Raw genomic sequence first — 10,229 nt, forward strand, 5'->3', positions numbered from 1 at the left:
TCAGGAGCCCGCCGCCACCGCGGCCCGCCGCCGTCGGCCCACCACGGCCGAGGCCGCCAGCACGATGGCTGCGGCGACCAGCGACAGGTACATCTGCTTGCGCCCGTCGGCGTCGGTGAACATGTACGCCATGACGAACCCGATCATGCCCATGGCCGTCCAGGTCAGGTACGGGTACAGCCACATCCGGACGGTGTGCCGCTCGGGCATCTCGCGCTCGATGATCTTCCGCATCCGCAGCTGGGTGGCGCAGATCACCAGCCAGACGAAGAGCGCGACGGCGCCGGAGGAGTTCAGCAGGAAGGCGAACACGGTGTCCGGCGAGGTGTAGTTGAAGAAGACCGCGACGAATCCGAAGACCACCGAGGAGAGGATGGCCACCCGCGGCACGCCGCGCGAGGTCACCGTGGCGAAGGCCTTGGGCGCGTCCCCGCGCTGGCCGAGCGAGAAGGCCATCCGGGAGGCGGTGTACATCCCGGAGTTGAGGCAGGACAGCACCGCCGTCAGCACGATCACGTCCATCACCTGGCCGGCGCCCGGGATGCCGACGTGGTCCAGCACCGCCACGTACGGGCTCGACTTGACGTCGGCGGAGTCCCACGGGAGCAGGGTGACCACCAGCAGGATCGAGCCCAGGTAGAAGATCCCGATGCGCCAGATGACGCTGTTGGTGGCCTTGCTGACCGCCTTCTCCGGGTCCTCCGACTCACCGGCGGCCAGGGTGACGATCTCGCTGCCCATGAAGGCGAAGACCACGGTGAGCATGCCGGTGAACACCGCGCCCACCCCGTGCGGCAGGAAGCCGCCGTGACCGGTGAGGTTGCTGGTGCCGACCGCGTGGGTGCCCGGCAGCAGACCGAAGGCGGCGAGGGTGCCGATCACCAGGAACGCGGCGATCGCGACCACCTTGATCCCGGCGAACCAGAACTCGAACTCGCCGTAGGAGGCGACCGAGAAGAGGTTGGTGGCGGTCAGCACCGCCATCACTATCAGCGCCCAGCCCCACTGCGGCACGCCGGGCACCCAGTTGTTGAGGATCTTCGCGCCGGCGGTCGCCTCGACCGCGAGCACCACGACCCAGAAGAACCAGTACAGCCAGCCGATGGAGAAGCCGGCCCAGCGGCCGAGCGCGCGGTCCGCGTACGCGGAGAACGAGCCGCTCTGCGGGTCGGCCGCGGCCATCTCGCCCAGCATCCGCATCACCAGCACGACCAGCGCGCCGGCCAGTGCGTAGGAGAGCAGGATGCCCGGGCCGGTGGCCGCGATGCCCGCGCCGGAGCCGACGAAGAGGCCGGCGCCGATCACGCCGCCGATGGCGATCATCGACAGGTGGCGGTTCTTGAGCCCGGCCTTCAGGTGGCCGTCGCCGCCGTGTCCGACCGGTCCGGGTTGCTGGGGGAGCTTCGTGGCCGTCGTGGGCTTGGTGGTGTCCGCACTCATCAGGGTGCCCTGTGCCTTTCCAGCGCGGTACGACCCTCGGCTCGTCGCGCCGGAGGGTGGGGGACTGGCCCGCGCATTGCGTCGCAACCTAACTTCTACGCCCGAGTATCGGAACAATGCTTTGATAACTGTTCGCTTACCGGACGGAAAAGGCCTGGTCAGAGTGGGTGGAAAGGTGGCATGGAAACCTCAGATCTGACGCATCGTCAGTATTCGGAGAGGTCGCCAAGCTCTGCTGGGGCTCAAATCGCCCGCACGTGGGCGGTCAGATCGGCCGCACGTCGAGGACGGTGATCGCCGCCCCGTCCGCCGATCGCCCGGTCAGTCGGGCGGCCAGGATCCGGGGGATGTCCTCCTCCTGCGAGTATCCGGGCAGGACGGTCACCTCCGCGCGCCGTGCGCCGGGCTCGCCCCGCACCGCGTACGTCACCAGGTAGCCGTACCGCTCGGGCGGCGGCGCCTGGCCCCGGTCCCGCCGGTCCTGCCGGTCCTCCCGGCTCCGGGCGGTCATCCGCATCGACCTCCTCGGCCCATTGTCGGCGCGGTGTGGCCGATCCTCGCAAATCCGGGCAGAGTGGGACTCTCGGGGTATGCCGCAGGAGCAGCCCGAGCGTGCTCGGTGCCGGGCCGGTTCCCGGCGCCGGTCAGGAGCGACCCCATGCAGACCACCTGGAAGGGGACGATCAGCTTCGGGCTGGTCAGCATCCCCGTCCACCTGTACTCCGCGACCCAGGAGCACGACGTCCCGCTGCACCAGGTGCACGCCAAGGACGGCGGCCGGGTGCGGATGAAGCGGTACTGCGAGCGGGAGGAGAAGGAGGTCCCGTACGCGGAGATCGCCAAGGGGTACGAGTCCCCCGACGGGCGGACCGTCACGCTCTCCGACGAGGACCTCGCCGACCTGCCGCTGCCCAGCAAGAAGATCATCGACGTGCTGGCCTTCGTGGACGAGGGCGAGATCGATCCGCTGATGTTCTCCAAGGCCTACTACGTGGGCGTCGCCGACAAGGCCGCCGCCAAGCCGTACGCGCTGCTGCGCGACGCGCTCACCGAGTCCGGGCAGATCGCCGTCACCAAGATCGCGCTGCGCACCCGGGAGTCGCCCGCGGTGCTGCGGGTGCACGACAACACCCTGGTGCTCCAGACCTGCATCTGGCCCGACGAGGTCCGTCCGGTGGCCGGCATCGCGCCCGAGGGGGACGTCACCGTCCGGCCGCAGGAGCTCAAGATGGCGCGGTCGCTGATGGACACCCTCTCCGAGGACTTCGACCTGGCCCAGCTGCACGACGACTACCAGCAGGCGCTCCAGCAGGTGATCACGGCGCGGCTGGAGGGCGTGGAGGTCCCGCACGAGGAGGAGCCGGGCGAGGCGCCGGACAACGTGATCGACCTGATGGAGGCGCTGCGCAGCAGCCTCAAGCGGGCCAAGGGCGGGCGGGGCGCCGGCGGCGAGGAGGCCGGCGCCGAGGAGGAGCCCGCACCGCGCAAGCGCGCCCCGGCCAAGAAGGCCGCCCCGGCGGCCGGGAAGACCGCCGCGAAGGCGGGCTCGAAGACCGCCGCCAGGACCGCCGCCAAGACCGCCGAGAAGGGCGCCACCGAGGGCGCCACCGAGGGCGCCACGAAACGCGCCGCCAGGAGTCCGGCGGCGAAGCGGACCACCACCCGGAAGTCCTCGGCTCCCCGCAAGGCCTCCTGACCCCTCCCGGGCCAGGCGTTCCTCCCGTCCCAGCCGTCCAGCATTGGAGGCGATCCCGATGGACCTGCTGACCTACCAGGAAGTCGACGCCAAGGCCGACGCCGCCGCCGACCCCGAAGACCGCAAGGCCCGGGGCTTCGGGCACCGGGTCTGGCACTGGCTGCTCACCCTCAGCCCCACCGTGGTGACGTTCATGATCGCGCTCTCGATCGGCCTCGGCATGGTCGCCACCCAGGTGAGCCTGCTGCCGGTGCTGGTGCCGATGGCGATCTTCTGGGGCCTGACGATCATCGCGATGTTCGGCGTGCTCGCCCGCTGGATGACCCCCGGGCCGGGCCGGCACCGCCTGGCGTCCTGACCCGGCCGGGACGGGCCCGGGGCCCGGGAGGGCTCAGCCGATCCACACCGTGGTGACGTTGCAGAACTCCCGGATCCCGTGGCCGGACAGCTCCCGTCCGAACCCGGAGCGCTTGACGCCGCCGAACGGCAGCGCCGGGTGGGAGGCCGTCATCCCGTTGAAGAACACCCCGCCGGCCTGGATGTCCCGGACGAAGCGCTCCCGCTCGGCCTCGTCGGTGGTCCAGACGTTGGCGCTGAGCCCGAACGGCGTGTCGTTGGCGACCGCCACCGCCTCGTCCAGGTCGGCCACCCGGTAGACGGTGGCGACCGGCCCGAAGGTCTCCTCCTGGTGGATCCGCATCGCCGGGGTGATGCCGGTCAGCACCGTGGGCTCGAAGAACCAGCCGGTGTCCCAGCCGGTCGGCCGCCCGCCGCCGCACTCCACCCGGGCGCCGCGGGTGCGGGCGTCCTCGACCAGCTCCTCCAGGTCGTCCCGGCCCTGGCGGCTGGCCAGCGGCCCGACGTCGGTGCCCTCGTCCATCGGGTCGCCGACCTTCAGCGCCCGCATCGCCTCGGTGAAGCCGGCGGTGAAGCGGTCGTACACGTCGGTGTGCACGACGAAGCGCTTGGCGGCGATGCAGGACTGCCCGTTGTTCTGCACCCGGGCCCGGACGGCGGTGCGCACCGCGGCGTCCACGTCGGCGCTCGGCAGGACGACGAACGGGTCGCTGCCGCCCAGCTCCAGCACGGCCTTCTTGACCTCGTCCGCCGCGGTGGCCGCGACCGCCCGCCCGGCCGGCTCGCTGCCGGTGAGGGTGACGGCGGCGACCCGGCGGTCCCGGATCACGCCCTCGACCGCGCCCGAGCCGATCAGCAGCGTCTGGAAGCAGCCCTCCGGGAAACCGGCCCGCCGGAACAGCTCCTCGATCGCCAGCGCGGTGCGCGGGACGTTGGACGCGTGCTTGAGCAGGCCGACGTTGCCCGCCATCAGGGCGGGCGCGGCGAACCGGACGACCTGCCAGAGCGGGAAGTTCCACGGCATCACGGCCAGCACCGGGCCGAGCGGGCGGTAGCGGACGTAGGCGCGGGCGGCGCCGGAGTCGGCGACGTCGGCCGGGGCCGGGTGCTCGTCGGCGAGCAGCGCCTCGGCGTTGTCCGCGTACCAGCGCATCGCCTTGGCGCACTTGGCGGCCTCGGCACGGGCGGCGGCGAGCGGCTTGCCCATCTCCTCGGTCATGGTGCGGGCGACCACCTCCTGGTCCCGGTCCAGCAGGTCGGCGGCGCGGTGCATCAGTTCGGCGCGGGCGGCGAAGGGGGTGCCGCGATAGCCGTGGAAGGCGGCCTCGGCGCGGGCCAGCCGCTGCTCGACGCCGGCCGCGTCGAGCGGCTCGAAGGTCTGGAGGGTCTCGCCGGTCGCGGGGTTGACGCTGGCGATGGGCATGCGGGGCTCCCAGGTGGGTCGGGGTCCGGTGCGTCTGCCCTCACACCCTCCCTGACCGCCCGGCTCCGGGCACGCCACCGCGCGCCCGGCGTGTCCCGTCGGGCGCGCGCTCCGCTCCGCTCACTCCGGCAGCGACTCCACCCGGGCCGCCGCCTCCCGGGCCCGGGCCCCGGCCCTGGTCCGGGCCGCGGTGACCTGCCGGTTGGGGAAGCGGTGCAGGTACTCGGCCTCCAGCTCCCCGGTGCGCAGCGTGTGCCGCTTCAGCGCCTCCTCCGAGCCGTACAGGAAGGTCTCGTGGCGGGTGCGGTGGAGCTGTTCCAGCTCGTGCAGGAGCGTGTCGTTGCCCAGGGCGTGCGGGGAGATGCCCGCGGGCCGGATGTGCGGGTCGTCGGCGTGCCGCATCTCGGTGCCTCCTCGGCGGAAGTCCCCTCCTCCAGGGTGCCCGCGGACCGTCTCCGGTGCACCCGATCGGTCCCCGCGCGAGCCGCCCGCCGGGCCGCCGGAGCCGCGGCGGATCATAGGATGAATCCTTCCGTACACGTTCAGGACCGCCCCGCCTACCGCTCGGACACGCACATGCCGCTTCCCAAGGCCGAACTCCACCTGCACATCGAAGGCACCCTGGAGCCCGAACTCGCCTTCGAGCTCGCCGCCCGCAACGGCGTCGAGCTGCCGTACGCCGACACCGAGGCGCTGCGCGAGGCGTACTCCTTCAGCGACCTCCAGTCCTTCCTGGACCTCTACTACGCGCTGATGGCCGTGCTGCGCACCGAGGACGACTTCGCCGACCTCGCCGACGCCTACCTGGCCCGGGCCGCCGACCAGGGCGTGCGCCACGCGGAGATCTTCTTCGACCCGCAGGCGCACACCGCGCGCGGCGTCCCGCTGGGCGTGGTGGTGGACGGACTGACCCGGGCGCTGGAGCGCAGCGAGGAGCGGTACGGCATCAGCACCCAGCTGATCATGTGCTTCCTGCGGGACGAGTCCGCCGAGTCCGCGCTGGAGACCTTCGAGGCCGCCCGCCCGTACTTCGACCGGATCGCCGGCATCGGCCTGGACTCCGCCGAGGTCGGCCACCCGCCGGTGAAGTTCCGCGAGGTGTACCGCCGGGCAGCCGAGGCCGGGCTGCGAAGGGTCGCCCACGCGGGTGAGGAGGGCCCGGCCGCGTACATCACCGAGGCGCTGGACGTCCTCGGCGTCGAGCGGATCGACCACGGGCTGCGCTGCCTGGAGGACGGAGAGCTGGTCGCCCGCCTGGTGCGCGAGCAGATCCCGCTGACCCTCTGCCCGCTCTCCAACGTCCGGCTGCGCTGCATCGACACCCTCGCCGACCACCCGCTGGCCGAGATGCTGGAGGCCGGCCTGCTGGTCACCGTCAACTCCGACGACCCGGCGTACTTCGGCGGCTACGTGGAGGACAACTTCCGCGCCGTGCGCGAGGCCCTCGCCCTCGACCAGGAGACCCTGCGGCTGCTGGCCGCCAACTCCTTCCGGGCCTCCTTCATCGGCGAGCGGCGGCGGGCCGAACTCCTCGCCGAGGTCGAGGCGTACGTGTTCTGACCCGTCCGTCCGCCCGTCCGTCGCGTCGGCCCGTCACTCGTCCAGGGGTGACGGGCCGGTGCGCTCGTAGTGCATCAGGGTGACGCCGTTGGTGAAGCGGTGGGTGTCCTTGAGGGCGAGCGGGGTGGGGTGCTCGGTCGGGCGGAAGAAGAGGGTGCCGCGGCCGAGGACGACGGGGTGGACGTAGAGGCGGAACTCGTCGATCAGGTCGAGGGCGAGGAAGGACTCGGCCAGGTTCGCGCCGCTGAGGCAGAGGTCGCCCCCGGGGCCGGCGGCGAGGGCGCCGACCGACTCGCGGGTGACCTCGCGGACGACGGTGGTGTTCCAGTCGGCGTGGTCGAGGGTGCGGGAGAAGACGGTCTTCGGCATCGCGCGCCAGATCCCGGCGAACTCCGCCATCGGGGCGTCGACGTCCGGATCCTGGTCGGCGGTGGGCCAGACGGAGGCCATCAGCTCGTGCGTCACCCGGCCGGAGAGGAAACCACCCATCCGGGCGAGTTCACGGTTGAAGTGGGTGTGCACCTCGTCGTCGACGAGGTTCCAGCCGAGGTCGTGGTCCGGTCCCTCGAAGTAGCCGTCCACGGAGAGGGAGACGAAGAGGATGATCCTGCGGCGCATCGGCGGCCTCACCGGGAGACGGTCCGCCGCCGCCCCCTCCAGGCCGGAAGGGGCGGCGGACGGGATCAGATCAGGGTGCTCCAGTAGTACCAGAACCGGTTGAGGATCAGCAGCGCGATCACCGCGTACCAGAGGGCCGGGACGACCCAGTGGTAGCGGGCCGCCTCCCGGACCGCGACCTTCAGCCGCGGCCCCACCGGGATCACGCCGCTGCGCAGGTTGTGCAGCGTGGTGTACCAGAACAGCGGGATCACCGCGGCCCACACCACCATGCAGTACGGGCAGAGCGCGCCGATCCGGTACAGCGCCTGGTACATCAGCCAGGTCACGAAGCCGACCCCGAACACCGTCCCGGCCTGAAGGCCGAGCCAGAACCAGCGCCGGTAGGCGGCACCGGCGAGCAGCCCCGCGCCGATCGCGACCACCACCCCGAAGGCGACCAGGCCGATCAGCGAGTTGGGGAAGCCGAAGGCCTCCGCCTGCGCGCTGCGCATGATCGAACCGCAGCTGATGATCGGATTGATGTTGCAGTTGGGGACGTAGGACGGATCCTCCAGCAGCCGGATCTTGTCCAGGGTGAGCACCGTCGAGGCGAACAGGCCCACCGCGCCGCCGATCAGCAGCAGCCAGGCGAACGGGCGGCTCGCGCGGTAGGCGGGCCGTTCGGGGGTGGGCCGTCCGGGGGTGGGCTGGTCGGTGGTGGGCCGTTCGGCGGGGGAGGCGGCCGTCATCCGGTCACCTGCTTGACCATCGCGGTGAACTGCTCGGGCGAGACGGCCTTGCCGTTGGTGAGGACGTCCAGCTTCCGGCCGTCCAGCTTGACGGTCGGGGTGCCGGTGACGTCGCTCTTGTTGAACTCCTCGTTGACCTTGGCCGCCCACGGGGCGTAGGTCCCGTCCTGGACGGCCTTGACGAAGCCGTCGGTCTTCAGGCCGGGCACCTGGCTGGCCAGGTCCAGGATGTGGTTGACGTCGCCGAAGGCGTCGCTGCGCTCGTCCGGCTGGTTGGCGTACAGCACGTCGTGGAACGCCTTGAACTTGTCCACGCCCTCGTTCAGGGCGGCGCCGGCGGCGGCCAGCGCGGTGCGGGAGCCCTTGCCGCCCAGGTTGTTGTCCAGGAACGTCGCCAGGTGGTACTCGACCTTGTACGTGCCGTCGTCGGCGAGCTGCTGGATCGCCTTGCCGGTGGAGGTCTCCAGCTGCTCGCAGAACGGGCAGCGGAAGTCCTCGTAGACCTCCAGGGTGTGCGGGGCGTCGGCCTTGCCGTAGGTGATCACGGTGCCGTCGGTGCCGCTCGCGTTGGCCGGCACCACCAGCGGGCCGTTCGCGGCGGCGTCCGAGCCGGAGCCGGAGGAACCGCCGACTGCGAAGGCCACGCCCGCCGCGAGAGCCAGGACGGCGGCGGAGGCGCCGCCGACCACCACCCGGCGGCGCACGCGGTCGGAGCGCTCGGCCTGGGCGCGGGCGACGCGCATGCGGTCGGTGGCGGAGGTCTTCTTGTCGGTCTTGCGGGAGTTGCTCATGGGGTGTCGTCCTGTGCTCTCGGGCGTACGGGGAGGCGCGCGCGGCCGGCGCGGGGCGTGCGCGCGGGGGAGAGAGACGGCGGGCTGAGCGGGACCGGGTGGAACCGGGTGGAACCGGGTGGGATCGGACGGGCGGGAAGCCCGTGGGAAGTCCGCGGCTCAGACGGCCAGGGCGAACAGCGGGGGACCGCGCCGGACGGCCGGGCGGACGGTGACGTCCTCGGCCGGGACCAGGGTGCGGCTGGCCCGGGGGAACGGCGCCCGCGCCGGCGGACGGGCCGGCAGCGGGGCGGCCAGCAGCCGCAGCCAGCGGGCGGCCGCCGGCAGGTGACGGTGCAGGAACTCGCCCAGCATCCGGACGGCGCCGGCCAGGCAGCACAGCGCGGCGTCCGCACGGCGCAGCCAGTAGGCGCCGGCCAGCGCGATCACCGTGTGCAGCAGCAGGAGCAGCAGCACACCGGTCCGGGCGGAGACGCCGTGGCCGAGCAGGAAACCGCCGAGCGAGCCGCCGCCGCACAGCAGCGGCTGGAGACCGTGCCCGGCGCCGGGCGGCAGCGAGGGACAGGTGCTCTGCGCGAGGTCGAACAGCGCGCCGGCACCCAGCTCCAGCGGCAGGAACACCGCCGCGATCGCCGGGTAGCCGCGCTCGCGGCCGGCCAGCGCGAAGGCCACCGCGAAGACGGTGGCCGAGGCCAGCAACATCGGGCCGACCGGCAGCGCGCGGCCGGTGACCAGCACCTGGCCGAGCCCGGCGAGCAGCACGACCAGCGCGGCGAAGACCGTCGCGCGGAGCGTCCTGGTGACCGGGCCGATGTCCATGGGAACCGAGTCTGCCACAGGTTGAAACCGGAACGGTCTGCTGGGCGGTGGGCTGTGAAGAGCCTCACCGGCGGGGCTGAGCTGGGCTTATGCGGCGCTTACGGCGGTGCTCGGGGGAGTTTGCGGGGTGCCTGCGGGGTGCCTGCGGGGGCGTTTGCGGGGTGTTTACGAATGGGCTTCGGCGGCGCTGACCCGCGCCTCGACCAGCTCCCGGAAGTGGTCCAGGTCCTCGCGCACCGCGCGCTCGATCGCACCGGCCTGGGCGAAACCGCGCGGTCCGCCGAACTCCCGCTGCACCGCCTCCGGGTCGTACTCCACCCGGATCTGCAGACGGGTGTGCCGGGCGTCGAGGGGCAGCAGCGCGAAGGCGCCGCGCAGCCGGAGGGAGTCCAGCGTCCGCCAGGCCATCACCCGGCCCCGGCCGCGGTCGGTGATCTCGGCGTCCACCGAGCGCTCGGCACCGTCCACCTCCACCCCGAGATGCGCGAGATTGCGGCCGTGCGGCTGGGCGGAGCGGACGCCGTCGACGAACCGGGGGTACTCGTGCACCCGGTGCAGTTGCTCCCAGGCGGCCAGGACGGGGGCGGCGATGTCGATCTGTTCCTCAAGGGTGCTCATGGGGTGTGGCACCTCCCTGGGGTCCAGCGTGCGCCTTGGGGTGGGGGTGGGCAAAGGGGGGTCTCGGGAGGGTTTGGGCTTTCGGGAGGGTGGGTGTCGGGGGCGGCTCCGGGGGTGGGTGCTCCGGGGGCTGGATGATTTTCAGACTGCCCACTCTGAGGGTGGGGCGTTGAGAC

12 protein-coding genes are annotated in these 10,229 nt (G+C 72.3%); 3 read left to right on the plus strand and 9 right to left on the minus strand.

All coding sequences use genetic code 11. The annotated features are described in order from the left end of the window. Nucleotides 1-1,440 (minus strand): amino acid permease, encoded by a 1,440-nt coding sequence (locus tag ACFWP2_RS18340; protein ID WP_380452416.1) that lies wholly within the window; start codon nucleotides 1,438-1,440, stop codon nucleotides 1-3. A gap of 265 nt (nucleotides 1,441-1,705) precedes the next feature. Further along, entirely contained in the window at nucleotides 1,706-1,951 is a 246-nt protein-coding gene (locus ACFWP2_RS18345; RefSeq protein WP_380452418.1) for a hypothetical protein, read from the minus strand. 147 nt (nucleotides 1,952-2,098) lie between these two features. On the opposite strand from ACFWP2_RS18345, the gene ACFWP2_RS18350 reads away from it, so the two are divergent. Continuing rightward, nucleotides 2,099-3,136, plus strand: coding sequence for a Ku protein (locus tag ACFWP2_RS18350; protein ID WP_380452420.1), 1,038 nt, complete (start codon nucleotides 2,099-2,101; stop codon nucleotides 3,134-3,136). 58 nt (nucleotides 3,137-3,194) lie between these two features. Continuing rightward, a complete protein-coding gene (locus ACFWP2_RS18355; protein ID WP_380452422.1) occupies nucleotides 3,195-3,494 on the plus strand; it encodes a hypothetical protein in 300 nt (99 codons plus the stop codon). Between the two features lie 33 nt (nucleotides 3,495-3,527). Here the strand turns inward: ACFWP2_RS18355 and ACFWP2_RS18360 are convergent, their stop codons facing one another. Both ACFWP2_RS18360 and ACFWP2_RS18365 read right to left on the minus strand, forming a co-directional pair. After that, complete coding sequence (locus tag ACFWP2_RS18360) at nucleotides 3,528-4,916, minus strand: NADP-dependent succinic semialdehyde dehydrogenase (protein ID WP_380452424.1); 1,389 nt, start codon at nucleotides 4,914-4,916, stop codon at nucleotides 3,528-3,530. A 120-nt stretch (nucleotides 4,917-5,036) separates the two neighbouring features. Continuing rightward, on the minus strand, nucleotides 5,037-5,318 hold the full coding sequence (locus ACFWP2_RS18365; protein WP_360339450.1) for a DUF6158 family protein: 282 nt from the start codon (nucleotides 5,316-5,318) through the stop codon (nucleotides 5,037-5,039). A 174-nt stretch (nucleotides 5,319-5,492) separates the two neighbouring features. Here ACFWP2_RS18365 and ACFWP2_RS18370 point away from each other — a divergent pair, with 174 nt between their 5' ends. Continuing rightward, complete coding sequence (locus tag ACFWP2_RS18370) at nucleotides 5,493-6,476, plus strand: adenosine deaminase (protein ID WP_380452427.1); 984 nt, start codon at nucleotides 5,493-5,495, stop codon at nucleotides 6,474-6,476. Nucleotides 6,477-6,509: 33 nt separating this feature from the next. Here the strand turns inward: ACFWP2_RS18370 and ACFWP2_RS18375 are convergent, their stop codons facing one another. From ACFWP2_RS18375 to ACFWP2_RS18395, 5 genes are all read right to left on the minus strand, one after another. Continuing rightward, a complete protein-coding gene (locus ACFWP2_RS18375; protein ID WP_380452429.1) occupies nucleotides 6,510-7,094 on the minus strand; it encodes a dihydrofolate reductase family protein in 585 nt (194 codons plus the stop codon). 65 nt (nucleotides 7,095-7,159) lie between these two features. Continuing rightward, on the minus strand, nucleotides 7,160-7,825 hold the full coding sequence (locus ACFWP2_RS18380) for a vitamin K epoxide reductase family protein (protein ID WP_380452431.1): 666 nt from the start codon (nucleotides 7,823-7,825) through the stop codon (nucleotides 7,160-7,162). Continuing rightward, complete coding sequence (locus ACFWP2_RS18385; RefSeq protein ID WP_380452434.1) at nucleotides 7,822-8,616, minus strand: thioredoxin domain-containing protein; 795 nt, start codon at nucleotides 8,614-8,616, stop codon at nucleotides 7,822-7,824. The genes ACFWP2_RS18380 and ACFWP2_RS18385 overlap by 4 nt, the downstream gene beginning before the upstream one ends. A gap of 159 nt (nucleotides 8,617-8,775) precedes the next feature. Next, nucleotides 8,776-9,435, minus strand: a complete 660-nt coding sequence (locus ACFWP2_RS18390) for a hypothetical protein (protein ID WP_380452436.1) — start codon at nucleotides 9,433-9,435, stop codon at nucleotides 8,776-8,778. 165 nt (nucleotides 9,436-9,600) lie between these two features. Further along, entirely contained in the window at nucleotides 9,601-10,053 is a 453-nt protein-coding gene (locus ACFWP2_RS18395; RefSeq protein ID WP_380452438.1) for an SRPBCC family protein, read from the minus strand. Nucleotides 10,054-10,229 lie beyond the last annotated feature (176 nt).

The sequence above is a fragment of the Kitasatospora sp. NPDC058444 genome, from assembly GCF_042721415.1.
Classification (GTDB): Bacteria; Actinomycetota; Actinomycetes; order Streptomycetales; family Streptomycetaceae; genus Kitasatospora.